This window comes from Herbidospora sp. RD11066, from assembly GCF_054661255.1.
Genome location: NZ_BAAGDO010000005.1, coordinates 506,292 through 530,929 on the forward strand (window position 1 = coordinate 506,292; position 24,638 = coordinate 530,929).

The following is a 24,638-nucleotide window of genomic DNA, read 5'->3' on the forward strand; positions in this document are numbered from 1 at the left end:
GTGACGGAAAGACGCAGTTGGCCGGTGCTCGTCGCGGCGTCGGCGCTCACGGTGAGCTGCGCCGTCGTCGCGGGGGTGGGGGTCAGTTCGGCCATGACCGAGCTGACCCGGGGCCCCAGCAAGCAGGAACACCGCGCCGCGGCGGCCGAGGAGCTCGCCCGCCGCTGGCGCACCTGGCCGGCCGGGAAGATCTTCCCCGAGCGGCTCGGCTACACCTCCGAGCAGGGCGGCCGTGAGGTCGCCGGGCGGGTCGGCATCGGCTCGGGCACCGACTGCGCCACCGCCGTCGACGAGGCGCTCCGGGCCTCGGTCCAGGCGGCCGGATGCCGGGGGATCATCAGGGCCACCTACCTCGACGCCGTCCAGGGCGTCGTGGTCACCATCGGCGTTGGCGCGTTCCGGGACGCCACCGCCGTGATGGCCGCCACCACCGCGCTACCCCCCGAACACCGCCCCTCGCCGGGGCTGCGCCCGCTGACCTTCCCCAAGACGGCCACCGAGCGCTTCACCGCCGCCGGCCGTCAGTACGGCACCTACCACCGGGCCGGGCCCTACCTCGTGATGGTCACCGCCGGGCAGGTCGACGGCCGCCCCGCCAAGGCCCTGGGCCGCCCGATGACCTCGATGTTCACCTTCACCGACGAACTGTCGGAGCAGATCGCCCGTTCCCTGGTCGCCCCCCGGCGCACGAGCTGCGAATCGGAGGGTTTCCTGTGCTGAGACGGGCCCTCCTCGTGGTGGCGCTGCTGGCCGGTCCCTTTCTCGGCACGGCCGCCGCCGACGACGTCCGGGTCGGTCAGACCGGCACGCTCGGCACGATCGGCATCAACCAGGCCTGGCGGGTCACCAAGGGCGCGGGCGTCCTGGTGGCCGTGCTCGACTCGGGGGTCGACCCCGGCCACCGCGACCTCGAAGGGGCGGTCCGGGTGGGCCGCGACTTCACCCAGGGCGCCAACCCCTCGGGGGTGGAACCCCAGCGACTCCACGGCACCTACATGGCCTCCCTGATCGCCGGGCACGGCCACGGCCCCGGCGGGAAGGACGGCGTGATCGGCGTCGCGCCCGAGGCGAAGATCCTCTCGGTCCGGGTGATCCTGGAGGACGACGAGCCGGGCTTCAAGAGGTTCAACACCGACGAGCGCTACGAGAGCGTGATGGCCCAGGGCATCCGCCACGCCGTCGAAGAGGGCGCCGACGTGATCAACCTGTCGATCTCGAAGGGCGCCGCGACGGAGGCCGACCGGGCCGCGGTGGCGTACGCGATCGCCAATAACGTGGTCCTGGTCGCGGCGGCCGGGAACGACGGCGCCGAGGACACCGGCGGCCACTACTCCTACCCGGCCTCGCTGCCCGGGGTGATCTCGGTCGCGGCGGTGACCGGCACGATGCGGCGGGCCTTCTTCTCCACCCGCAACGCCTCGGTGATGCTGGCCGCGCCCGGCGTCGACATCCTCGGGGCCGGTCCGGGCGACGAATACTGGGTCGGCCGGGGCACCTCCCAGGCGACGGCTCTGGTGTCGGGTGTGGCCGCTTTGATAAAAGCGAAATATCCGAAACTGTCCCCCGCTCTGGTGGCCCAGGCACTCTCCGGCTCCGCCGTCGCCCCCAAGGGCACCGGCTACAACACCGGCACCGGCTTCGGCGTCGTGAACGCCGGCCGCGCCCTGACCGCCGCCGCCCGGCTCGCCGGGTATAGGCCGACCGCCTCGGGGAAGAAGGCCCACGACCCCGACCGCCCCTTCTCCGCCGCCTCCCCCCAGCCGATCGCGATGGTCAAGCGCGACCGCCGGATGATCGCCCTCTACGGCGGCGCCGGGGTCGCCGGGCTCATCGGGGCAGGTGGCGCGGTGGCCGTGATCGTCGTGGTGGCCCGCAGGGCGCGCCGCCGGGAGGCTTCACCAGAAATCGCCACGTAGGAGACCTCTACCGAATCGTTGGCGTATGGAGTCTTCGGCGTAACATTGAGGAATGTCGCCACAGCAGCCGCGGGCCCAGCGGACCCGGGTGCGCTCATGGCCGGCCACGCGCGGGCGTGCGGCGGCGGTCAACGCCGCCAAGGAGCGGCGGGAGCTCGAGAAGGGCGTCCGCCGCCGGGGGATCGTCACCAGCCTGCTGACGGCCGCCGTGCTCGTGGCGGCCATCAACGCGGTCGTCGGCGGCATCGGCGTGGTCCAGGAGACCCGCTCCCGCCCGCTGACCGGCCAGGAGCGCGCCGACTACGTGAAAGAGGACGTCGCCCGCCGCTGGCACGACTGGCCGGCGTCCATGGTCTTCCCCGACGAGCTCGAATACGTCGGCCTGGCCCGCTCGCAGCTGTTCGCCCGCCGGGTGGGCATCGCGCCCGAGATCCCGTGCTGGGCGGGGGTCGACCGGTCGGTCGCCTCGGTCTTCCGCGAGGTGTCGTGCCAATCGCTGCTCCGGGCCACCTACGTCGACCAGTCGGGCGCCTTCGCGATCACCGTCGGCGTGGCGGTGATGGCCGACGAGGCCGCCCGCACCTCCGCCGCCGCCAAGCTGCCGGTCGACGACCGGGTCGGGGTGCGCCCCGTGGCCTTCCCGGGCACCGTCACCGATCTGTTCGGGGCGGCGCAGCGGCAGCGGTCGGGCTGGGTCGGGGTGGGGCCGTACATCGTCTTCTACACCGCCGGGTACACCGACGGGCGAACCCGTGACGCGATCCCGCAGGAGGAGCTGTTGCACAGCGAGCTGTGGCCGACCGCGCAGGCCCTCGGCGGCCGGGTCGCCCGGTCGCTGGGCGAGGAGCCCGAAGTCCCGCGCTGCACCCAGGGGACCGAGTGCTGAGGCCCACGGCTCTCGCGGTGGCCGCACTTCTGGCCGTCGCCGCCGCACCGGCACCGCTCGACGACCTGAACATCGACGCCGCGTGGGCCCAGACCAGGGGTTCCGGCGTCACCGTCGCGCTGCTCCACGACCGCGTGGGCGAACCGGCCGAGCTCAAGGGCCGGGTCGTTCAGGCGCCCGACATGACGGGCCGGTTCTTCGAGGGCGACGAGATTCCGACCAACGCCTCCTCGACGGTCCTGGCCGGGCTGGTCGCGGGCGACGGCACCGGCGGTGGCCGCCAGGGCACCGCGCCCGAGGCGAGACTGCTGTCGGTGCCGATCACCTCGCCGCCCCTCGGCGGCGACCTGATCGAGCCCGAGGCCGCCCCCGGCTCGCCGATCGACAGCCCGATCGCCCGGGGGGTGCGCTACGCCGTCAACCACGGCGCCCAGGTCATCGTGGTGCCGATGGGGATCTTCGGCGTCGGCCGGGTCGAGCGCGACGCCGTCGCCTACGCCCTCCAGCGCGACGTCGTGATCGTCTCCGGCGCGGGCGACGTCGGCCGGTGGCCCTCGTCCACGGCCGCCGGGACCTCCTACTGGCAGTTCCCCGCCGGGTTCCCCGGCGTGATCGGGGTGGCCTCCGTCGATGCCGTGGGGGCGCGTTCCCCCGCGAGTTCCGACAACCTCTCCGTGCTGGTCTCGGCCCCCGGCTCCGACGCCACGGCGGTCGACGGCACCCAGGCGGCGAGCGCCCTGGTGGGCGGGGTGGCCGCGTTGATCCGGTCCAAATACCCCCGGCTGCCCGCTGAACTGGTCGCCCGGTCGATGTCCGACTCGGCCGGTCCCCACCCGAAGAACGGCTACGACGACAAGGTCGGCTTCGGCGTGGTGAACGCCGCCGGAGCCCTCACCCGGGCCGGTGAGCTGGCCAAATATCAGCAGGCGACCCCGGTCGGCGACGACGTCTACTTCGGCGGCGGGCCGAAGTCGGCCGGTCCGCAGCCGCCCGGCCCCGACCCCCTGAGGCTCTGGGTGTACGGCGCGGGCGCCGTGCTGAGCCTGGCCGCCTTCGGTCTTCTCGCGGCGCTGCTGGCCCGCAGAAGGAGATGACGACTTAGGGGGAAACTTGCCCTTTCTCATAACAACAAGGGGCAAAGGTTCGCTATCGTCGCGCACCATGGGTTACGAGCTGCGCGTCGAGCGTGAATCACCGCTCGCCTACGCCGAACTCGTCCGCGCGCTGTCGGGCCACTCCGACGTCGAGGTGCGGGGATCGGCCGAGGCGGGAGAGGTCGTCGCGCGGCACGGCGACGAAGGTCACCAGGTCGCGGTCTGGTCGGGCCGGCTGTACGGCTCGCCCGAGTCCGACTGGCACCTCGCGCACCTGGCGCGCGTCGCCGAGCTGCTGGGCGCGCGACTGGTCGGTGAGGACGGCGAGGTCTACGGCGTCCGCGACGGAATTCTGGAACAGGGCGACGTCGAATTCGGCAAAGTGGAGGACCTCCTCTACGCCGGTCCGGCGAGCTGGAGTCAGTGAACGAGCACCCGCCACCTTTCGCCGACCGGGTCCTCGACCTGGTCGACCGGATCCCGCCCGGGAGGGTCATGTCGTACGGCGACGTGGCCGAGTATCTCGGTGAAGGCGGGCCCCGGCAGGTGGGGCGGGTGATGGCCACATGGGGCGGAGCCGTCTCATGGTGGCGCGTGATCCGCACGGATGGGAGCCCGCCACCGGGTCTGGAGGCCGAATGTCTCCGCAGGTGGCGTGTGGAAGGAACACCGGTGAAAGGGGAACGCGCATTGATGCGTGAGGCACGATGGGACGGAATCCCCCTTTAACCGGCATTACCATTTCTGAAACACCGGTCATCCGAAGGGTGGTGCCCCCTTATGACACCCGCTCGCCAGGGCGATTCCGTCGCCGATCGACTGCGGGCTGTCCAGGAGCTCTATGACCGGGGCGAGCCACTCGACGCCCTGGTGGAGCTCGTCCGCGCGGAGGGTCTGAGCAGCGCAGAGCGTGCCCGGCTCGACGCCGAGGTGCTGGCCGGATGCCTCGGCGCCCGGCTCGACGCCGCCGCCAAGCGCGGCCCCGCCCGCCGGGCCCAGGCCATCGAGGTGCTGCGCCCCTACCTGGCCACGATCGACCCGAAGGTCAAGCGTGAGCTGCCGGTCGGCCGCCGGGTGGCCTTCCACCTGGTCGAGAACGCCGACGCCAAGACCCTCGCCGACGGCGACGCGCTGGCCAAGCTGGCCGCCGCCGCGGCCGAACCGTCCCGCCGCGTCCGCAAGGGCCTGCGCTGGTACGCCGACCTCCCCGTCGAGGTCGACGACCAGTCGCTGCTGCGCCTGCGTCCGGCCGACATGGTGCCGGTCACCCAGATCGACGACATCACCTGGGAGGGCGGCAAGCTGCGCATCAGCGGCCACGCCTACCTCGCCGGCCTGTCGGTCCGGTCCCGGCGGTTCAACCGCGCGACCGTGGTGCTCCGGGGGCCGCGCTGGCTGCCGCCGGTCACCCTCAAGACGACTCGGGTCTACCGTCCCGAGGCCACCCACGACGCCCGCGAGCCGGGCTGCAACTACGACTGGGCCGGTTTCCAGGCCGAGCTCAACCCCTTCTCGCTGCGCTGGCGGGCCGGGGTGCGGGCCATGGTCCGCGGCGCCAAGCGGATGATCAAGCGCCGCCACACCGTCCAGGACACCACCACCTGGCGGGCCGAGATCGTGATCTGGTCGCGTGCCGCCCGCGCCAAGGGCGTGCTGCGCGGCCCGTCGATCGGCCGGGTCGAGCGGCCCGCCGGTCGCAGGACCCGCGAGCGCTGGTGGGTGCGGCCGGTCTGGACGTCCGACAAGGCGCTCCAGGTCGTGCTCCAGCCCACCAGGGCCGAGCTGACCGGCGTCACGCTCAAGGGCGACGAGATCGAGCTGACCGGCTTCCTGCCGGGGCGTCCCGTCAACAAGGGCAAGGCCCGCGTCGGCGGCCACCGCATGCCGGCCGAGTTCACCCCGGCTGAGGGCGGCAGCGTCTTCTCGCTCTCGCTGGGCGTGCAGACCCTGCTGACCGCCGACGCGCGGCGGCTGTGGGTCGAGCCGAAGGGCGACCCGGCGGCCTCGGTCATGCTGGAGGGCACTCCGGAGACCCGGCTGCTGCTGGGCGACCGCGAGATCACCGTCCAGGGTGACAGGCGTGACCGGGTGGTCGTCTCCGGCCACAAGGTGCTGCCGATCATCAAGAGCATGGCCTGGCACGACGGCGCCCTGACGTTCAAGGGCGACTACCCGGCCGAGGCCGGTGAGCGCGACCTGGTGCTGCGGCACCGGGGTGGGCTGACCTACCGGGTGCCGCTGCGCCGCGAGGGCACCGCCTTCGAGGTCGCGTTCGCGCCCGGCGCGATGCCCCGCTTCGCCGACACGACCCCGCTGTCCGAGGGCACGTGGACGATGTCGGTCGCCCCTCCCGGCAAGTACGGCCCCGCGATGGTCCCCGTGCGGGTCGACCACGCCGCCCTCGACACCATCGACGAGGAGCAGCGCACGGTCGGCGGCCGGGTCTACCGGTTCGTGGCCACCCGCTACGACGTGCCCGTCCTGGTGGCGGCCGAGGAGCGGCCCGGCGACGAGCGCAGCGCGGCCGGTGTCTGGTCGCTCAGCCGCACGCTCTACCCCGCCGAGAAGGCCAAGCCGATCCGCGAGGCCACGGTCTACGCCTCCTTCGACGGCCGCTCCTACTCCGACAACCCGCGCGCCATCTACGAGGAGCGGCTGCGCCGGGGCGACGAGGGCGAGCACATCTGGGTGGTCCGCGACGGCGCCTTCGTGCCGCCCGGCTCCGCCGAGCTGGGCCTGGGCGACGGCATCGTGCCGACGGTCGTGCGGGAGGGCAGCCGGGAGCACTACGAGGCCCTGGCCCGCGCCCGCTACATCGTGGCCAACCAGTTCCTGCCGCAGTGGTTCCGGGCCCGCGACGACCAGGTCTACGTCCAGACCTGGCACGGCACCCCGGTCAAGCACGTCGGCCGCGACCTGCCCCACATGCGGCGCGAGCCGCGTCCGCCGGTCTACGCCCGCCAGACCACCGAGGTCCGGCAGTGGGACCTGCTGATCTCGCAGTCGCCGTGGGCGTCGGGCGTCATGCGCAAGGCGTTCGGCTACGAGGGCGAGATCCTCGAATGCGGCAACCCGCGCAACGACGTGCTGTTCCACCGCGACGCGCTGGCCCCGGCCATCCGCCGCAGGCTGGGCATCCCGGAGGGCAAGCGGGTCGTCCTGTACGCCCCGACCTTCCGTGACTGGGACCGGCGCAACGCGGCCGTCAAGCTCGACCTGGCCGACGCGCAGCGGGCGCTGGGCGACGACCACGTCGTGCTGGTCCGCGGGCACATGATGCAGGCGTTCCCGCACGTCCAGTCGCTCGACGGCTTCGCGATCGACGTGACCACCTATCCCGACATGGCCGACCTGCTGGTCGTGGCCGACGTCCTGGTGACCGACTACTCGTCGTGCGCCTTCGACTTCGTCGCCACCGGCAAGCCGGTCGTGCTGTTCACGCCCGACCTCGACAAGTACCGGAACAGCCGGGGGCTCTACCTCGACCTGGAGGCCCAGCGGCCCGGACCGCGCCTGGCCAGCTCGGCCGAGGTGGTCGAGGTGCTGCGCACGATCGACTCGGTGTCGGTCCGGCTCGCCGACCGCTACCAGGCCTTCGCCCGTACGTACGCCCCGCACGACTCCGGAAAGGCCGCGGCCCGCCTGGTCGACCACGTCTTCACCGGATAACGTTAAAGAAACTTTCCAGTTGCCGCCGTCGCGTGGTCCAATGAGGACCGTGTGGCGGCGGCTTCTGTTGGGACTGGTGATGCTGGTGACGTCGTGTAGCTCGGAGACCCCGGCGGAACCGCAGCTCTCCCTGGTGCCCTATCCCGCCTCGGTGACCCGGCTGGCCGAGGGCTTCACCCTCGCGGCGGGCGACGTCGTGACCGCGCCGGACGCCACGATCGGCGGCTTCGTCGTGAGCGGGATCCTGGCCGACACCGGGCTGGAACTCGGGCTCGGCGCGAACGGCAGGATCAGGCTCGCCCTCGACGCGCCCCAGGCCGGGACCGAGGGCTACGAGCTGACCACCGACGAGAACGGCGCCCGCATCAGCGCCGCGACCGCCGAGGGGCTGTTCCGGGGCGTGCAGACCTTCCGCCAGCTCGCCCGCGACCGGACCGTCCCGGGGGTGCGGATCTCCGACCGTCCCCGCTTCCCCTGGCGCGGCGCGATGCTGGACGTGGCCCGGCACTTCCGGCCGGTCGAGGACGTCAAGCGCTTCGTCGACCTGATGGCCGCCTACAAGCTCAACGTGCTGCACCTGCACCTCACCGACGACCAGGGCTGGCGCATCGCGATCCCCGGCCGCCCCGAGCTGACCGGGATCGGCGCCTCGACCGAGGTGGGCGGCGGGCCCGGCGGGTTCTACACGGTCGAGCAGTTCCTGGAGATCGTCGACCACGCGCGGGCGAAGTTCGTCACGGTCGTGCCCGAGATCGACGTGCCCGGCCACACCAACGCCGCCCTGGCCTCCGCCCCGGAGCTCAACTGCGACGGGGTGGCGCCCGAACCGTACACGGGGATCAAGGTCGGGTTCTCGGCCCTGTGCCCGGGGAAGCCCGAGACGGAGCGGTTCCTGACCAAGGTCCTCACCGAGGTGGCCACGCGCACCACGGGCTCCTACGTGCACATCGGCGGCGACGAGGTCGAGAAGCTCAGCGACGCCGAATACGCCCAGATCGTCGAGCAGGCCGCCCATGCGGTGACCGCCAACGGGCGGAAGGTCGTCGCCTGGCAGGAGGCCGGGAAGACCGCGCTGCCGCCGGGTTCGCTGGTGCAGTACTGGCAGACCAACGGCGGCCCGGAAGACGTCGAACGCGCCGTCGCCCAGGGCGCGAAGGTCATCATGTCCCCGGCCAGCAAGGTCTACCTCGACATGAAATACGACGACTCGACGCGGATCGGCCAGACCTGGGCCGGCACCACCGAGATCGACGACGCCTACGACTGGGACCCGGCCACCTTGATCGAGGGCGTCGGCGAGGACAGGGTCGAGGGCGTCGAGATGGCCCTGTGGACCGAGACCGTCGTCACCATGGACGACGTCGAGCACCTCACCTTCCCCCGCCTCCCGGCCATCGCCGAGGTCGCGTGGACCCCGCAGAGTGAGCGCTCGTTCGAGGCGTTCGCGGCCCGCCTGGCCCCGATCGCGACCGTCTGGGACCGATGGGGGGTCGACTACCACCGTTCGACGCGCATCACGTGGCCGTGACGTGATGAAATGACGGGTTATGAACTATCGGCTGGTGCGGCGTGGGGGTGTGGGGCGCGGGCCCGGTCCCGTGCTCGACGAGCATCAGCGGGCTGTCGTGGCGCACGAGAGCGGGCCGATGCTCGTGCTGGCCGGGCCGGGCGCCGGGAAGACGACCACGATCGTCGAGAGCGTCGTCGACCGGGTCGAGACGCGCGGGGTCGATCCCGAGCGCATCCTCGTGCTGACGTTCAGCCGCCGGGCCGCCGGAGACCTGCGCGACCGGGTGACCGCCCGGCTGCGCCGCACCACCCGCACCCCGCTCGCGCTGACCTTCCACAGCTACGCCTTCGCCCTGCTGCGCCGTGAGGCCCTCGACGCCGGGCAGCAGCCGCCCCGGCTGCTCACCGGCCCCGAGCAGCTCCTCGAAGTGCGCCGCCTGCTGCACGGCGAGCTCGAAGACGGCGCCCAGCGCTGGCCCGAGGCGATGCGCGAGTGGCTCAAGACCCGCGGCTTCGCCGAGGAGGTCCGCGACTTCCTGGCCCGCGCCCGCGAACGCGGCATCAGCGGCCCCGATCTCGTCGAGCTCGGCCACGCCCACGGCCGGTCCGACTGGGTCGCCGTGGGCCGCTTCGCCGACCGCTACCAGGAACGCTTCGACCTCGACCCGGTCTGGACGCTCGACTACGCCGAACTGATCCGCGAGGCCGCCGCGCTGCTGGCCGACGGCCCGGTCAGAGATCGCGAGCGATCCGCCTACGACGTCGTGTTCGTCGACGAATACCAGGACACCGACCCGGCCCAGGAGGCGCTGCTGCGCGGCCTGGCCGGAGACGGCCGCGACCTGATCGTGGTCGGCGACCCCGACCAGGCCATCTACGGCTTCCGGGGCGCCGAGGTGAAGAACATCCTCGACTTCCCCGAACGCTTCCGGACCACGGACGACCGCCCCGCGCCGGTCGTCGCCCTGCGCACCTGCCGCCGCATGGGCGAGGAACTGCTGGCCGCCTCCCGCCGGGTCGCCGCCAAGCTGCCGCCCAGCCAGCGCGAGGCCCGGCACCGCGACATCCACGCGATCGACGGCATCGAGGCGGGCGAGGTGCGCGTCGTGATCGCCGACAGCGTCGCCCAGGAGGCCGCCGTGGTCGCCGACACGCTGCGCCGGGCCCACCTGCTCGACGGCGTGCCGTGGCAGCGCATGGCGGTGCTGGTGCGCAGCGCGACCCGGCAGGTCCCGATGCTGCGCCGGGCCCTCCACACGGCGGGCGTGCCCGTGGTCGTCACCGGTGACGCGGGCCCGCTGATCACCGAACCCGGGGTCCGGCCGTTCATCCTGCTGCTGAAGGCCGCCGCCCAGCCCGGCTCACTCGACGTCGCCACCGCCGAGGAGCTGCTGATCAGCCCGCTCGGCGGCACCGACATGATCGGCGTCCGGCGGCTGCGGCGCGGGCTGCGCATCTCCGAGCACGAGGCCGGGGTCGTCCCGCCCCGGTCGAGCGACGACCTGCTGGTCGCGGCCGTGCAGGCGGCCGAGGAGCTGACCCTGCTCGAACCCCACGTCGCCGCGCCCGCGCAGCGCCTGGCCGACCTGCTCGCCACCGCCCGCGAGTGCGTGGCGAAGAAGATGACGGCGGAAGACGCCCTGTGGGAGGTCTGGAAGGCCAGCCGCCTGTCCGACCGCTGGACCCAGGCCAGCCTCAACGGAGGCGCCCGGGGCGGCCAGGCCGACCGCGACCTCGACGCCGTGGTGAACCTGTTCGACTACGTCGCCAAGTTCGTCGACCGGCTGCCGCAGGCCGGGGTCGAGGTGTTCGTCGACGACCTGATGGCCCAGGAGATCCCGGCCGACTCGCTGGCCGCCCAGGCGCCCGAGGGCGAGACGGTCAGGATCCTCACCGCCCACCGCTCCAAGGGCCTCGAATGGGACGTCGTGGTCGCCGCCGGGGTGCAGGAGGGCGTCTGGCCCGACCTGCGCGTGCGCGGCTCGCTGCTCGGCGTCGAATCGCTGGTCGAACTCGCCGACGGGGTCGAGGTCGGCGGCACCGACGCCGAGAGGTACGCCCTCGGCTCGAAGATGCTGGCCGAGGAGCGCCGCCTGTTCTACGTCGCCTCCACCCGCCCCCGCAGCAGGCTCGTCGTGACGGCCGTCGGCGGCGAGGACGCCGACGAACGCCCGTCGCGGTTCCTCAACGAGCTGGTTCCCGGCGGCCTGGAGAACGCCACCGTCGACGACCGCGCCCGCTGGCTGAGCATGCCCGCCCTCGTGGCCGACCTGCGCGCCGCCGTCTGCGACGTCAACCGGCCCGAGCCGATGCGCCGCGCCGCCGCCCGCCACCTCGCCCGGCTCGCCGACGAGGGCGTGCCCGGCGCCGACCCCAAGACCTGGTACGCCCTCACCGAGATCTCCGACGACCGCCCCCTCGGCTGGCCCGACGGGGTCGTGCAGATCTCGCCGTCGGCGGTGGAGAAGTTCACCAAGTGCGGCCTGCGGTGGATCCTCGAAACGGCCGTCGGTACGGGGGGCGAGAGCGTCCCCCAGGTCTTCGGCAACGTCATCCACGCCATCGCCGTCCTGGCCGCCGAGGAGCACTCCACCGACGAACTGGCCAAACGGCTCGACGACGTGTGGGACGACCTCGACTTCGGCGGCGTCTGGTTCAACCGCAAGCAGCGTCACGTCGCCGAGAAGATGGTCGACCGCTTCCTCACCTGGCACCGCGAGAACCCGCGCGAGCTGGTCGGCTTCGAAGAGTCGTTCACCCAGGTGGTCTCCGACGGGGTCGTCATCAAGGGCCGGGTCGACCGGGTCGAGCGCGACGGCGAGGGCCGCGCGGTCATCATCGACATCAAGACCGGCACCGCCAAACCGCGCGACGACGAGCTCGACCGCCACCCGCAGCTCGGCGTCTACCAGCTCGCGACCGTGCTGGGCGCGTTCGAGCGCCACGGCATGACCGAGCCCGGCGGCGCCGCGCTGCTCCAGGTCGGCAAGGCGGCCGGGACCGGCCCGCTGGCCAGGGAGCAGTCGCAGATCCCGCTCGCCGACGACCCGCACCCCGAATGGGCGCAGGACCTGGTCACCACGGTCGCGGCCGGGATGTCGGCCAACCTGTTCGTGGCCAAGGTCAACGACGGCTGCCGCACGTGCGCGGCCCGGCTGTCCTGCCCGGTGAACGACGGCGGGGGCCAGGTGTGCTGACCCCGTTCGACCTGGCGGCGACGCTGGGGGTGCCACCGCCCACTCACGAGCAGGCCACCGTGATCTCCGCCGACCGCGAGCCGATGGTCGTCATCGCCGGGGCCGGGTCGGGCAAGTCCGAGACCATGGCCGGGCGGGTCGTCTGGCTGGTCGCCAACGGCTTCGCCAAACCCGAGCAGATCCTCGGCCTCACCTTCACCCGCAAGGCGGCGGCCGAACTGGCCGAGCGCGTGCACAAGCGGCTCACCACGCTGGCCGAGAAGACCGAGATCGCGGTAGATCTCACCATAGAGCCGACCATTTCGACCTACCATGCCTACGCCGCGCGCCTGGTCACCGACAACGCGCTGCGCGAGGCGATGGAACCGACGATGCGCCTGGTCACCCCGGCCGTCGCCTGGCAGATGGCGGCCCGCGTCGTCGGCCAGTACGACGGCCCGATGGACCAGGTCGACCTCGGCCCCCCGAGCGTCACCGCCGCCGTGCTCGACCTCGCGGGGGAGATGGCCGAACACCTGGCCACCGCCCAGGAGGTCCGCGACTACGGCAAACGCTGGTCCGAGCGGCTGGCGATGCTGCCGGGCCGGGTCACCCAGGCGCAGCGCAAGCCGGTGCACATCCAGGGCATGCGCGAGCAGCTGCTGCCGCTCGTGGAGGCGTACCAACGCCTGAAAAGGGCCCGTGAGGTGATCGACTACGGCGACCAGATGGCGCTGGCCGCCCGCATCGCCTCCCGGCACGAAGAAGTCGGCGAGGTCGAGCGGGCCCGGTTCACGGTCGTGCTGCTCGACGAATACCAGGACACCAGCCACGCCCAGCTCGTCCTGCTGCGGTCGCTGTTCCGGGGCGGGCATCCCGTCACCGCCGTCGGCGACCCGTGCCAGTCGATCTACGGCTGGCGCGGCGCCTCGGCGGGCAACCTGTCCCGCTTCCCGCACGACTTCCCGACCGCCCAGGGCGAACCGGCGCCGGTCCGGCAGCTGTCGATCAGCTTCCGCAACGGCGAACGGGTGCTCGACGTCGCCGCCCGGGTCCAGACCGACCTGCGGCGGGAGACCGCCGAGGTGCCCGTGCTGACGGCGGGGGAGAACCGGGCCGACCGGGGCCGGGTGGTGGCGGCCTACCACGCGACCGCCGAGGACGAGGCCGAGTGGATCGCGGAAGGCGTACAGAAGAATCTCGGGGTTGAATTCGCGCCCGACGGGCTTCCGTGGGGCGAGGGCGAGCGCGGCAAGCCCAAACAGGGGCCCGCCGTGCAGCCCGGCGACATCGCGATCCTGGCCAGGAAGCGCTCGCAGTTCCCCACGCTCCGCCGGGCGCTGGAGGCGCGCGGCATCCCGGTCGAGGTGGTCGGGCTCGGCGGGCTCCTCACCGTGCCCGAGGTGGCCGACATCGTCTGCACTCTCCGGGTCATGTACGACCCCACCGCCGGCGACGCCCTGATCAGACTGCTGGCCGGGCCCCGCTGGCGCATCGGCCCCGCCGACCTGAAACAGCTCGGCGACCTGTCGCGGGAGCTCAACCGCGAGCGCGACCAGCGCGGCGGCCGGCCCAGCGACCCGCTCGACCAGGTGGTCGCCGACCTGGAGTCGGAGCGCGGCAGCATCATCGACGCCCTCGACGAACTGCCCGACCGGCCCGAATGGCTCGACCCGTTCTCCCCGCTCGCCCGCGAACGCCTGCCCAGGCTGGCCGAGGAGCTGCGGCTGCTGCGCGCCCACGCCGGGCTGCCGCTGCCCGACCTGATCTCCGAGGTCGAGCGCCGCACCGGTCTCGACGTCGAGGTGGCCGCCCGGGGCGGCAGCCCGCTGGCCGCCCGCGCCGACCTCGACGCCTTCCTCGACGCCGCCTCTCGGTTCGCCGGAGACGCCGAAGACCCGACGCTCGGGGCGTTCCTCGCCTACCTGAAGGCCGCCGAGACCGAGGAGTTCGGCCTCGAAGGCGGCCGGGTCGGCGAGACCAACAGCGTCAAGCTGATGACCGTGCACGCCTCCAAGGGCCTCGAATGGCCGATCGTGATCGTGCCGGGCCTCTCCGAGGTGACCACGGCGGCCGGAGGGTTGGCGCGGGGGAGCATCTTCCCGGCCACCCCGGTCACCAACTCCCGCTGGACCGACAACCCACGCAAGCTCCCCTACGCGCTGCGCGGCGACGCCCGCGACCTGCCCGCCCTCGAAGGGCTCGGCAAAGAGGAACTGGCCGACTTCGACGAGGCCTGCCGGGCCCGCGACCTGCGCGAGGAACGCCGTCTCGCCTACGTCGCGGTGACCAGGGCCCACTACCTGCTGATCGCCTCGGGCTACCGGTGGGGGACCGCCTCCCGGCCGCTGGAGCCCTCACGGTTCCTGCTGGAGGTACGCGACCACGCGACCACCGTCGCCGTCTGGACCGACGACGACGCCGTGGAGAACCCCCTGCTGGCCGAGCCCGCCGAGGCGAAGTGGCCGAGCCCGGTCGTCCGCGACGGGGTCGCCGAGGGCGCGCGGTTCATCCGGGAGGTCATGGAGGGGCTCGACGACGAGGGCGTCGGCGAGGTGCGCCAGTGGGAGCAGGACCGCATGCAGTCGTGGGCCCGCGACACCACCCTGCTGCTGCGCGAACGCGACCGGCGGCGCGAGGGCAACCTCGTCGAACTGCCGCTGCGCCTGTCGGTGTCCTCCCTGGTCTCGCTGGCCAAGGACCCGGCGGCCTACGCCCGCGAGATCCGCCGCCCGCTGCCGCACAAACCCGCGCCGCTGGCCCGGCGGGGCACCTCGTTCCACCGCTGGCTGGAAACCCGGTGGGGTCAGCAGCGGCTCATCGACGAACTCGACCTCCCCGGCGCCGCCGACGAGGTCAACGAGGCCGACAACCAGCTCCGCGAACTCCAGGAGCGGTTCGAGGAGAGCGAATGGGCCGACCGCACCCCCGTCGACCTGGAGGTCCCGTTCGAGACCGTCATCGCCGACCGGCTCGTGCGGGGGCGGATGGACGCCGTCTTCCCCCGCGACGACGGCGGCTACGTGGTCGTCGACTGGAAGACCGGCACCCGGCCCCGCAACTCGGCCGCCGCCCGGATCCAGGCCATCCAGCTCGCCGCCTACCGGCTGGCCTGGTCGAAGCTGGCCGAGGTGCCGCTGACCCGGGTCGGCGCGGCCTTCCACTACGTGCTCGAGAACCGCACCGTCCGGCCGGTCGACCTCATGGAGCTCGACGACCTGACGGCGCTGATCTACGGCATCCCCGAGACGTAGTGGAACTCGGGCTTCGGGTGCATCAGGAAGTCGTGGTGGGAGATGTTGTACGCGTACGCTCCCGCCATCGCGAAGGCGACGACGTCACCCGGCTTCAGCGCGGCTCTGACCCGGCGGGCGAAGACGTCCTTCGGGGTGCAGAGCTGGCCGACGAGGGTGATCTCCTCCTCGTCGCCACCCTCGCCGAACACGACGAAGGGCTGGTCGTGGCCCTTGGTGACCGGCGTGCGGAGATGGTGGGTGCCGCCGGTCAGGATGGCGAACAGCTCGCCGTGGACGCGTTTCACGTCGAGGACCTTCGTCAGATACCAGCCGCAGTAGGCGGTCATGGCCCGGCCGGGCTCGATCCTCACAACGTTGTGGCCGAGGCCGCGTAGACCTTCGCCGTAGGTCGTCCAATCGAAGACGTTCGCGGGATCGGTGTAGTCGACCGCCATCCCGCCGCCGACGCACACCTCTTCGCCGTCATGGGCGTGGTCGAGGATCGTGCGGGCCAGGTCGACGAGGGCGGGGGCGTGGAGGCCGCTGGCGAGGTGGGCGTGAACACCCCTGATCCGGAAATTTCCGGACCTGTTCCGGCACTCCGCCACCATCGCCGGGTCCATCCCGAACGGCCCGCTCATCGCCAGCGCCGCGCCCTCGACCTCGGCCTGAAGGTTCAGCCGGAGCAGCACGTCGCCTTCCAGCAGGTCGAGCTCCCGAGGGCTCTCGACGTGGAACCGGTAGGGCTTCCTCGCCAGGTCGGAAACGGTCTTCCCCGGGCCGCCGAACGCCAGCCGCTTCCCCGGGAACAGCGCCGACACGTGGTCGAACTCGCCCCCCGACGACACCTCGAACCCGTCGACGTAGGGCTCCAGGGTCCGCAGGATCGCCGGATCGGGGTTGGCCTTGACGGCGTAGTAGACCTCGATCTCGCGCATGGCCGCCCTGACGCGGGCGGCGTGGGCGTCGAGCGCGGCGAGGTCGTACACATAGGCGGGAACGTCGCCCAGCCGCCCGGCGATCTCCGCGATCACGCGGTCACCAGCGGGTTCGCCACCGGAACGTAGGTCGCCGCCCGGTCGGCCCGCCGCGCCCACCGCACGGTCAGATTGGCCTTCGCCGGCAGCGGCACCCCCGACATCAACCGCCTGAGGGGCTCCGGCCACCCGATCGAGTCGCCGTAGGCGGAGATCTCCTCGGCGGCCACGCCCCACAGCGTGTCGAGCGGCGCATTCAGGGAGGCCGCGATCTCGGCCAGATGGTTCACGACCAGGCAGTAGACCACCCGATCCCACCCTTTTTCCGCCGTGTACGTCATCGCCGCCGCCACCTCTTCGGGAACCCCGGCCAGGTCGTGCCCGACCAGCTTGGTCCCTTCGAGGTCCCGGAACACCGCCTGCACCGGCCGGTCATCGGCGTCGAGCCCGACGAGCACGTTCTGCAGATGCGGCTCCAAGACCACCCCGTGCCGCAGGTACGCCTCCAGTACCGGCAGCGCGACGACCTCGACATAGGCCCGCCACCACGACACGGGATCGTCGCCCCCGATGTCGCGCAGCGCCAGCGCCCCCGCCAGCACCGGCGTGACACCGGGCCCGCAGCGCCCGTGCGGGCTGCACCGCACCAGCACCCCGAGCCCTTCGAGCAGCTCTTTCCCCAGGTCGACCGTGCGGTAGCCGGGCTCGGGCAGCCAGCGGGTGCCGGGAAAACGCTCGCGGAGGGCGGCGAACACCGGCGCCAGCCGCTTCGACAGTTCGACCGCCCCGGACAGCTCGTACCAGGCGTTCTTCCGCACGCAGTTCGTGATCCGCACGTCCAGGGAGAACTTCAGGCACTTGTCGAGCAGCGGGTCGTAGACGGTCCGCACCGACGACGTCGGCAGCACGTCGTGCTCCGCCCACCCCAGGTCGAGCAGCCTCCCGTCGCCCAGCGGCGGCTGGACCAGTTCGAACTGCCACGGATGCACCGGCAGCAGCCGGTAGCCCGCCGGCACCTCGGCCGGGATCGCGTCGAGGGCGCTCACGTCGCCTTCCTCGACGACCAGATCCTCGCGCACGGCCAGTAACCGCAAAGGGAACCGGGCGTGCGCCTCGGGCGCGTAGTCGATCCAGTCGCCCTTGGCCGCCTCACGGGCCTTGGGCGCCGGATGGAACGGATGGCCGAACACGAGCTCCTGCTCCGAGGCCATCCAGTCGTCGGTGGGCGGCTTCGCGTGCGCGCGCGCCGTCAGCAGCCGCTCGATGACCTCCCGGCTGCCCGTCACCTGCGCCGCGAACTCGCCGTTGACCCCGGGGAACTCCCGCGCGACCAGCCCGACCAGGTCGTCCGACCTGAGCTCCTCCCAGACCGACCCGGTCAGCCGCTGCGGCCGCTCGACCCGGACGGCGGCACCGCCACTGGTCAGCGCCCGCAGCCACACCCCACCGACCCGCACCATCGTGTACGGCCCCGCCGGAAACGCCTGGCCGGGCAACTCGCGGATGCAGCACCGGAGAAGGGCCGCGACGGTGGCGCGCTCCGCGACGTCTATGTACATGGGCCAGAGGACCCCTTTCGCAGATAGTTGGGCCCGCTGGTCCCATAGAACTTGTTGATGTCCTTCGCCCCCGACCGGGCCTTGGAGACCAGGCTCCCGGCGGTGACCATGCTCTTGCCAACGAGCCGGGCCGCCTCCAGCGTGCGGTTGCGCAGCAGCCGGGCCATCGGATGGTCGCCGTGCCCGTCGAGGGCCTCGGCGAGGGCGGCCCTGACCAGGCCTGGCCGGAGCGTCACGGCGGCGGCGGCCAGGTGCAGGGTGATCGTCACGAAGACGTCGGCCAGCGCGTGGGGGTCGCCGGTGAGCATGCGCTCGTCGGCGAAGGAGGGGATCCCGACCCCGGCGGCGGCCAGGTGGTCGGGGGAGGCCAGCAGCCCGTCGTTGTCCTTGATCAGAATGCGCATCGGCCCGTCGCCGAAGACCAGCGCGAGGTTCTGCTGGTGCGCTTCGAGCGCGATGCCGTAGCGGACGAAGAGCGTGACGTTCCAGGTCATCAGCGCCCGGAGGTAGTCGGCGAGGAGGGCCTCGACGTCGCCCCGGTAGTGCCGGTCGGCCAGCGCGCCGAGCACGCCGGGGACGGTGAGCGCGGCCACCGAGACGATCTCGCCCTCGGGCAGCCGCCGGGCCATCCAGGCCAGGAACTCGTTGCCCGAATGGGCGAACTCCTGCTCCCCGGCCAGGCAGACCCGCATGCCCGGATGCCGGTCGAGCACCTCGGCCAGCAGCCGCTCGGCGCGGGCGCCGTCGTCGAGGACACCCGGCTTGATCGACCGCCGGTTCCGCGCCCCGAGCGTCGCCGTGGCGAGAGGCATCTTCAGGTGGGTACGCGGCGACACCTCGACCGTGCGCATCGACAGCGTGGGTCGTACCGGAAGGAAATCGAGCGGCGCGACCACGGCGCTGACCTGCGGCAACGACAGAGGATGCACCGGGAACAGGCGGTGGGTCGCGGCCAGGCCGGGCGGCAGCCCGACGGCCGCGAACGACGGGAAGAACTCGGGCACCGGACCGGCGCCCGGCACCGCCGCCCAGCGCAGCGTGAAACGCGGCGCGAACTCGGGCGCGTAGGCGAGCAGTTCCTCCTCGGTCAGCCCGTGGCGGCAGCGCGCGGTCGGATAGACCGGATGGTCGGTGAACGCGGCCAGCACCTCGTAGCCGATCGGCCCCAGTTCGGGCAGCCTGTCCTCCACCGAGGCGCGGTGCCGGTCGAGCAGCTCCAGACCGGTGAGCGTCTGACGGCACTCCTCGCGGAAGGCCGCCACCCCATCGGCGTCGGCCGGATCGGCGATCTTGGCCAGCGTCGCCAGCACCTCGCGCAGCCGCAGCGTCTCGCCCGGCGCCACCGTGAAGTCCTGGAACAGCCCTTCGAGGCCGCCCGAGGGGAACCCCGGCGCCAGCCGCACCCGCCGCGACCTCGACAGCGGAACGTAGGCCCCCGCCTTGTCCCAGCTCAGCCGCCCGGCGAGCCCGCCGACGTCCTCCCTGATCAGGGCGTTGAGCACCCGCGTCGCCAGGTAGGTATCCCGGCTCACCCGCACCGCCGTGGCGTTCGTCACGCGACCACCCACGGGTGGGCGTCGAGGAAGGCCTTCGCGGCCGTGTCGACGGCGTCGCGGTCGGGCCCGATCGCCCGCAGCAGGGCCAGGTAGTCGCGGTTGGTGTGGGTCACCGCGACCGGCTGCCCGGCCTCCTTGAGCGGCAGATGCCAGAGCCGCACGTCCTCGTAGGAGCCGGTCAGCTCCGTGGGCGCCTTCATGATCGTGCCCGACCGGGTGGCCAGCACGCTGATCGTGGCGGCGTGCCCCGAGGCGTGCGGCACCCGCGGCACGCGCTCACCGGCGTGCACCCGCAGGATCCACTCGAACAGCGGCACGTCGAGATGGTCGGCCATCAGCAGGTCGCAGTTGTCGCCGATGACCCGGTAGTTGACCTCGACGATCCGCGGCCCCTCCTCGGTGAGGACGTATTCGGTGTGACAGGCGCCGAATCCGATGCCCAGGGCGTCGAGTTGCGCTTTCACGAGGTCGGCGCCGGGAAGGTCGGGTGCCCAGTCGAGGCGTTCCTCCACGAAGTGGGGCAGCGGCCCCAGCGTGGTGCGGAACCCGCCGAGGATCGTGGTCGAGGTGCCGTCGCCCAGCGTTTCGAGGGTCATCAGCGGCCCGTCGAGATACTCCTCGGCCACCAGCACCGCCCCCGGGCGGCGGCTCCAGATGTCGTCGGCGGCCGCGCGGAGATCCTCCCTGACCAGCACGACGTCCTCACTCGCCACCCCCTCACGCGGTTTGACCACGACGGGAAAGGTCACCTCGGGCAGCGGTTCGCCCGGCACCAGCCGGGCCGAGCGCACATCGCCGAGCGCGCGCCGGGTCAGCGCCTTGTTCTTGGCGGTCAGGCAGGCCCGCCAGTCCTTGCCCGGCAGGCCGAAGTAGTCGGCGGCCAGGGCGGTCTCGACCTGGAGGTGGTCGGAGTTGGAGAAGATCACATCCGGCGCGTGGTGGCGCGCGATCACGTCGATGACGGTCTTCGGGTCGCGTACGTCGGCGTGGATCGTCTCGTACCCGGCATACGACTCTGGATGGTCGGTCAGGACGGTGATCTCCCACCCGAGGGCCTTCGCGGCGGGCAGGAAGCCCCGCGTGACCGAGTCGGTGGGGTTGAGCGAAGTGAGGTACAGCCGCAAGTGCATCCCCTGAGGTAAGGCTTACCTAACCTCTAGAACTGTAGTGGGGAACAGCCGTCTGCGTGCGGCAATACGCAAGGATATCCCTGTGGACATCACCGAGGGACTCCTGGGTCCCCTGCTGCTCAGCCGTGGCACCATCGACCGATCCGCCCAGCTCCGCAACGACCCCGGCTGGCTCGACCGGACATGGGGTGATCCGTCCACCCGGGTCATGGTGATCAACGAGGGCCAGACGCTGATCAAGCGCAGCGGCGACGAGGCCGAACTCGTCCTGTTCTCTCCCGACGAGTCCCCCGAGGGCCAGCGCCACCTGCTGGGCGTCGCCGACGGCGTGGCCTACTTCTCCGTCACCGCGAAACTGCCCGACGACGCCGACTCGGCCGGCCTCCGCGAGGCGGGCTCCCTCCTCGGCGACCGCGACGCGGGCCTGTTCGTCTACGCCGTCGCCCTGGAGTCCTGGCACTCCACCCACCGCTTCTGCCCCCAGTGCGGCACCGAGACGACGGTGACCCAGGGCGGCCACGTGCGCATCTGCCCGAATGACGGCAGCCAGCACTTCCCCCGCGTCGACCCCGCCGTCATCATGCTCATCCGCGACCCGGACGACCGCATCCTCCTGGCCCGAGGCCCCCAGTGGCCCGAGGGCCGCATGTCGGTATTGGCAGGCTTCGTCGAGCCAGGCGAATCCCTGGAGGCAGCTCTGGCCCGAGAGGTCTTCGAAGAGGTGGGTGTACGTGTTGCGGACCCCCGCTACCTGGGCAGCCAGCCCTGGCCCTTCCCTCGCAGCCTCATGCTGGGCTTCTTCGCCCGCGCCCTGGACAGCAAACTGACCCTGGACCCGAAGGAGATCGCCGAGGCCCGCTGGTACAGCCGAGAGGAAATGCGCCTGGCCATCGCCACCGGCGACCTCCGGTTGCCACCCCCGGTCTCCATCGCCCGCCGCTTGATCGAAACCTGGTACGGCTCAGCCATCGACGACGAGGGCTCCTGGGGCCGCTGACCCGGACGACGCCGCCGGGCACCAGCCACCCGAAATTTCGGGATACCTCCAACCGGTCATCGGCACCTGCGCTCACGTCGTCGTTCGGGCGGCTGCCGCCGCCCGAAATTTCGGCCTATGGCTCCCCGGCTTAATGGCGCGGGCAAGGAGCATCTCCTGGGCCGACGGGCCTGTGACGACGCCGTCGGTCGAGCACGCAAGTTCACCCTGCTGGGCAGCATCCCCCGAAATTTCGTGGTACCTCCAAGCGGCCCGTGGCACCCCATGTGCGTGGCGAAGGTCGGGCGGCAGTCGCCGCCCGAAATTTCGGTATATGGGCTCAGCCTGCGATGGCGCGGGCCAGGAGCATGCCGCACACCCCCGCGCCCAGGCCGCCCGCGATGCTCGCCACCACGTTGGCCACCGCCGCGAGCCGGGCCCCGTCCTGGACGAGTCGCAGCGTCTCGTAGCTGAAGGTCGAATAGGTCGTGAGGGCGCCGCAGAAGCCCACCCCCGCCAGGGCCATCACCGCACGGTCGGCGGGCAGGGCGACCAGGAAGCCCAGCAGCGCCGAGCCGGACAGGTTGACCCCGAACGTCCCCCACGGGAAGACGCTGTCGTGGTGTGACTGGATCAGGCGGTCGGTCAGGTAGCGCAGTGGGGCGCCGACCGCCGCCCCCACCGCCACGAGCAGGGCGGGCAGGAGACCGGTCACAGCGGCTTTCCCCCGTAGCGGTGGACCTCGACCTCGTCCACCATGACCAGACCCTCGCCGATCAGCCCGTCGAGCTGTGGCAGGAACGCCCGGATCCGCTCGGCGTCGTCGACGATCACGATCGACACCGGCAGGTCCTCCGACAGCGACAGGATGCGCGTCGTGTGGATGTGGTTGGACGCGCCGTAGCCCTCGATGCCCCGGAACACGCTCGCCCCGGCCAGCCCGGCGGCATGCGCCCGGTGCACGATCTCGTGGTAGAGCGGCTTGTGATGACTGGTGTCGGTCTCGCCGACGAAGATGGTCAGCCGCAACGCGGGTGTCATGTCCGCCTCCCCAGCCGTCGGGTCGCCGCCGCGCCCGCCCACACGGCGGCCAGCGCCAGCAGCGGCGTGGCCACCAGGTAGACCAGGGCCGCGCGGGGTGCATCGCCCGCCACCAGTAGGCCGATGTCCACGATGTACGTGGAGAACGTGGTGAATCCCCCCAGAACGCCCACCCCCAGAAGGGGACGTACCAACGGAGGTGCCGCCCAGATCTCGGTGATCACCACCATGAGCACACCGATGAGCAGACATCCGGTGACGTTGATCGCGAGGGTCGTCCACGGGAAACCGGGGGCGCTCGGGAAGAGCACCCCCAGCCCGTACCGGACCAGAGACCCCGCGACCCCACCGGCCGAGATCACCCCGATCGTCGACCAGGACACCTCGCCGCGCTGAGCGGGCACGTGGAGATCGACGTCGGGGTCGACCGGCTCATGCATCTGGGCCTCCTACCGGCAGCGTTCATCTGCGGGTAGGGACCGTTGGCAGCGGGTCTGCGGTTCTCCGCCCGAAGATCGGGCGGGCGGTGGGCCCCACCACCGCTCACCAGCGATTATATCGACTGGCCCATCGTCTCCAGGCGACGCTTGACCTCGATCACCGAAGGGTTGGTCGCCGCGCTGCCGTCGGGGAACACGACCGTCGGGACGACGCGGTTGCCCTTGTTGACGCTCTCCACGAACGACGCCGCCTGCGGGTCGGCCTCGACGTCGACCTCCTGGTAGGCGATCCCCTCGCGGGTGAGCTGGCTCTTGAGCCGCTTGCATGGGCCACACCACGTGGTGGTGTATACCGTGAGCGCCATTTTCGTCCCTTTCTGTCGGCAGTCATTGCCAACACGACGGATGGTGCTCATCTTCCCACTCAGTACGCCAGATGTCCGATGACCCACGACTGGATGGTCTCGGCCACGCCCGGCTCCCGGAAGAGAGGCGAGCTGTGGTAGGTCCCGGGGTAGCTGCGGACCGTCATGTTCACGCCGTAGGTCGCCAGCGACTCGCGCAGCAGCTCGCTCTGGTAGGGCGGCACGAACTCCCTGGCCGAGTGGACGCTGAGCATCGGCGCGTCGCCGGGAGAGGCGTGGAACGGGATCTCCATGCTCGACCAGATCCGGGGACACTTGTTGGGGCCACAGCCCCCGGCCAGTGCGACGGCCGCCTGACGCAGCTTGCGCTGCTCGTGGGTGGCGTCGGCGCCGCCGTCGGAGAAGGCGGTCAGCGGGGAGATCACCGGAGAGACGCCGACGACCGCGCGTAACCCGGGCTGGCCGTCGCCGTAGGTGCCGACGGCGGCGGCGATGTGGCCACCGGCCGAGAAGCCGATCACGGCGTAGCGGTTGGCGTCGAGGCCGAACTCACCGGCCATGCGGCGGGTGGTGGCGATCGCCTCAAGGGCATCGTCGCGCTGGGCCGGCCACCGCGCGTCGCCGGACAGCCGGTAGTTGACGTTGACCACGACGTAGCCGAGCTCGAAATAGCTGCGGGTGATGGCCTTCATGTAGGCCTTGTCGCCACCCGACCACCAGCCACCGTGGATCATGAACACCACCGGCCGCACGAGCTGGTCGTTGGCGCGCCAGTAGACGTCCATGCGCTGCTTGACGTGCCTGCCGTAGCGGACCGTCGTCTTGCGCTCCCGCACCGGCGGCGGCGTGGACGAGACGGTCGGCGTCGGCTCGGGGGTCGGTGAGACCGTGGCGGACGGCTGCGGGCTGCCGGTCTTCGCGTGGGCGTGCACCGGAGAGCTGAGGACGACGGCGGCGACTGCGAGCGCACCGGCGACGGCCGCTTTCTTCAACGGTCTGAAACCTCCCCGCGCGCGCCCCGTCGTGTCCGCCGGGAACGCTCCCTCTTTGCCATGGGCAGCCCGGCTGTTGAGATGTTCTTGGTCGGGTGCTGCAAGGATGATGCCAG

Annotated in this window: 20 protein-coding genes; 11 read left to right on the plus strand and 9 right to left on the minus strand. The window is 71.9% G+C overall.

Features of this window, described 5'->3' with window-relative positions; all coding sequences use genetic code 11:
- The 10 genes from ACYQ78_RS22645 to ACYQ78_RS22690 all read left to right on the plus strand — a co-directional run bounded on the left by ACYQ78_RS22645 (window position 1) and on the right by ACYQ78_RS22690 (window position 15,504).
- Complete coding sequence (locus ACYQ78_RS22645; RefSeq protein ID WP_459802873.1) at window positions 1–720, plus strand: hypothetical protein; 720 nt, start codon at window positions 1–3, stop codon at window positions 718–720.
- Window positions 714–1,916 carry a S8 family serine peptidase gene (locus ACYQ78_RS22650; protein WP_459802874.1) on the plus strand — a complete coding sequence of 401 codons (1,203 nt, stop codon included), beginning with the start codon at window positions 714–716 and terminating at the stop codon, window positions 1,914–1,916. Before ACYQ78_RS22645 ends, ACYQ78_RS22650 begins: the two co-directional genes overlap by 7 nt.
- A gap of 52 nt (window positions 1,917–1,968) precedes the next feature.
- Complete coding sequence (locus ACYQ78_RS22655) at window positions 1,969–2,802, plus strand: hypothetical protein (RefSeq protein WP_459802875.1); 834 nt, start codon at window positions 1,969–1,971, stop codon at window positions 2,800–2,802.
- Window positions 2,796–3,896 (plus strand): S8 family serine peptidase, encoded by a 1,101-nt coding sequence (locus ACYQ78_RS22660; protein WP_459802876.1) that lies wholly within the window; start codon window positions 2,796–2,798, stop codon window positions 3,894–3,896. The genes ACYQ78_RS22655 and ACYQ78_RS22660 overlap by 7 nt, the downstream gene beginning before the upstream one ends.
- 67 nt (window positions 3,897–3,963) lie before the next feature.
- Entirely contained in the window at window positions 3,964–4,323 is a 360-nt protein-coding gene (locus tag ACYQ78_RS22665) for a hypothetical protein (RefSeq protein WP_459802877.1), read from the plus strand.
- Window positions 4,311–4,625, plus strand: coding sequence for an MGMT family protein (locus tag ACYQ78_RS22670; protein WP_459802923.1), 315 nt, complete (start codon window positions 4,311–4,313; stop codon window positions 4,623–4,625). The genes ACYQ78_RS22665 and ACYQ78_RS22670 overlap by 13 nt, the downstream gene beginning before the upstream one ends.
- Before the next feature lie 51 nt (window positions 4,626–4,676).
- The gene (locus ACYQ78_RS22675) at window positions 4,677–7,565 is read left to right on the plus strand and encodes a CDP-glycerol glycerophosphotransferase family protein (RefSeq protein ID WP_459802878.1); all 2,889 of its coding nucleotides are present in this window, start codon (window positions 4,677–4,679) and stop codon (window positions 7,563–7,565) included.
- Window positions 7,566–7,614: 49 nt separating this feature from the next.
- Window positions 7,615–9,093: a beta-N-acetylhexosaminidase gene (locus tag ACYQ78_RS22680; RefSeq protein WP_459802879.1), complete on the plus strand. Its 1,479-nt coding sequence runs from the start codon at window positions 7,615–7,617 to the stop codon at window positions 9,091–9,093.
- A 19-nt stretch (window positions 9,094–9,112) separates the two neighbouring features.
- Window positions 9,113–12,271 carry an ATP-dependent helicase gene (locus ACYQ78_RS22685; protein ID WP_459802880.1) on the plus strand — a complete coding sequence of 1,053 codons (3,159 nt, stop codon included), beginning with the start codon at window positions 9,113–9,115 and terminating at the stop codon, window positions 12,269–12,271.
- On the plus strand, window positions 12,265–15,504 hold the full coding sequence (locus tag ACYQ78_RS22690) for an ATP-dependent helicase (RefSeq protein WP_459802881.1): 3,240 nt from the start codon (window positions 12,265–12,267) through the stop codon (window positions 15,502–15,504). The genes ACYQ78_RS22685 and ACYQ78_RS22690 overlap by 7 nt, the downstream gene beginning before the upstream one ends.
- On the opposite strand, the gene ACYQ78_RS22695 is transcribed toward ACYQ78_RS22690, so the two are convergent.
- The 4 genes from ACYQ78_RS22695 to ACYQ78_RS22710 are packed head-to-tail and all read right to left on the minus strand — an operon-like array spanning window position 15,483 to window position 20,708.
- Window positions 15,483–16,520 (minus strand): type III PLP-dependent enzyme domain-containing protein, encoded by a 1,038-nt coding sequence (locus ACYQ78_RS22695; protein WP_459802882.1) that lies wholly within the window; start codon window positions 16,518–16,520, stop codon window positions 15,483–15,485. The genes ACYQ78_RS22690 and ACYQ78_RS22695 overlap by 22 nt on opposite strands.
- Window positions 16,517–18,022 (minus strand): IucA/IucC family protein, encoded by a 1,506-nt coding sequence (locus ACYQ78_RS22700; RefSeq protein WP_459802883.1) that lies wholly within the window; start codon window positions 18,020–18,022, stop codon window positions 16,517–16,519. The genes ACYQ78_RS22695 and ACYQ78_RS22700 overlap by 4 nt, the downstream gene beginning before the upstream one ends.
- On the minus strand, window positions 18,013–19,578 hold the full coding sequence (locus ACYQ78_RS22705) for an IucA/IucC family protein (RefSeq protein WP_459802884.1): 1,566 nt from the start codon (window positions 19,576–19,578) through the stop codon (window positions 18,013–18,015). The genes ACYQ78_RS22700 and ACYQ78_RS22705 overlap by 10 nt, the downstream gene beginning before the upstream one ends.
- Window positions 19,575–20,708 carry an ATP-grasp domain-containing protein gene (locus ACYQ78_RS22710; protein WP_459802885.1) on the minus strand — a complete coding sequence of 378 codons (1,134 nt, stop codon included), beginning with the start codon at window positions 20,706–20,708 and terminating at the stop codon, window positions 19,575–19,577. The genes ACYQ78_RS22705 and ACYQ78_RS22710 overlap by 4 nt, the downstream gene beginning before the upstream one ends.
- Before the next feature lie 76 nt (window positions 20,709–20,784).
- Here ACYQ78_RS22710 and nudC point away from each other — a divergent pair, with 76 nt between their 5' ends.
- The gene (gene nudC / locus ACYQ78_RS22715) at window positions 20,785–21,705 is read left to right on the plus strand and encodes an NAD(+) diphosphatase (RefSeq protein WP_459802924.1); all 921 of its coding nucleotides are present in this window, start codon (window positions 20,785–20,787) and stop codon (window positions 21,703–21,705) included.
- Between the two features lie 319 nt (window positions 21,706–22,024).
- Here nudC and crcB read toward each other — a convergent pair whose 3' ends face one another.
- From crcB to ACYQ78_RS22740, 5 genes are all read right to left on the minus strand, one after another.
- Entirely contained in the window at window positions 22,025–22,387 is a 363-nt protein-coding gene (gene crcB / locus ACYQ78_RS22720; protein WP_459802925.1) for a fluoride efflux transporter CrcB, read from the minus strand.
- Window positions 22,388–22,395: 8 nt separating this feature from the next.
- Window positions 22,396–22,725, minus strand: coding sequence for a DUF190 domain-containing protein (locus tag ACYQ78_RS22725; protein ID WP_459802886.1), 330 nt, complete (start codon window positions 22,723–22,725; stop codon window positions 22,396–22,398).
- A complete protein-coding gene (locus tag ACYQ78_RS22730) occupies window positions 22,722–23,165 on the minus strand; it encodes a fluoride efflux transporter FluC (protein ID WP_459802887.1) in 444 nt (147 codons plus the stop codon). Before ACYQ78_RS22730 ends, ACYQ78_RS22725 begins: the two co-directional genes overlap by 4 nt.
- A gap of 113 nt (window positions 23,166–23,278) precedes the next feature.
- A complete protein-coding gene (locus ACYQ78_RS22735; RefSeq protein ID WP_459802888.1) occupies window positions 23,279–23,530 on the minus strand; it encodes a mycoredoxin in 252 nt (83 codons plus the stop codon).
- Window positions 23,531–23,589: 59 nt separating this feature from the next.
- Window positions 23,590–24,522: an alpha/beta hydrolase gene (locus tag ACYQ78_RS22740; RefSeq protein ID WP_459802889.1), complete on the minus strand. Its 933-nt coding sequence runs from the start codon at window positions 24,520–24,522 to the stop codon at window positions 23,590–23,592.
- Between the last annotated feature and the right edge of the window lie 116 nt (window positions 24,523–24,638).

Excerpts from the sequence above, each read along its gene's own strand:
- ACYQ78_RS22735 (WP_459802888.1), bottom strand. The coding sequence starts at position 23,530 with ATGGCGCTCACGGTATACACCACCACGTGGTGTGGCCCATGCAAGCGG.
- ACYQ78_RS22730 (WP_459802887.1), bottom strand. The coding sequence starts at position 23,165 with ATGCATGAGCCGGTCGACCCCGACGTCGATCTCCACGTGCCCGCTCAG.
- ACYQ78_RS22675 (WP_459802878.1), top strand. The coding sequence starts at position 4,677 with ATGACACCCGCTCGCCAGGGCGATTCCGTCGCCGATCGACTGCGGGCT.
- ACYQ78_RS22665 (WP_459802877.1), top strand. The coding sequence starts at position 3,964 with ATGGGTTACGAGCTGCGCGTCGAGCGTGAATCACCGCTCGCCTACGCC.
- ACYQ78_RS22710 (WP_459802885.1), bottom strand. The coding sequence starts at position 20,708 with ATGCACTTGCGGCTGTACCTCACTTCGCTCAACCCCACCGACTCGGTC.
- ACYQ78_RS22700 (WP_459802883.1), bottom strand. The coding sequence starts at position 18,022 with ATGTACATAGACGTCGCGGAGCGCGCCACCGTCGCGGCCCTTCTCCGG.
- ACYQ78_RS22725 (WP_459802886.1), bottom strand. The coding sequence starts at position 22,725 with ATGACACCCGCGTTGCGGCTGACCATCTTCGTCGGCGAGACCGACACC.
- ACYQ78_RS22655 (WP_459802875.1), top strand. The coding sequence starts at position 1,969 with ATGTCGCCACAGCAGCCGCGGGCCCAGCGGACCCGGGTGCGCTCATGG.
- ACYQ78_RS22685 (WP_459802880.1), top strand. The coding sequence starts at position 9,113 with ATGAACTATCGGCTGGTGCGGCGTGGGGGTGTGGGGCGCGGGCCCGGT.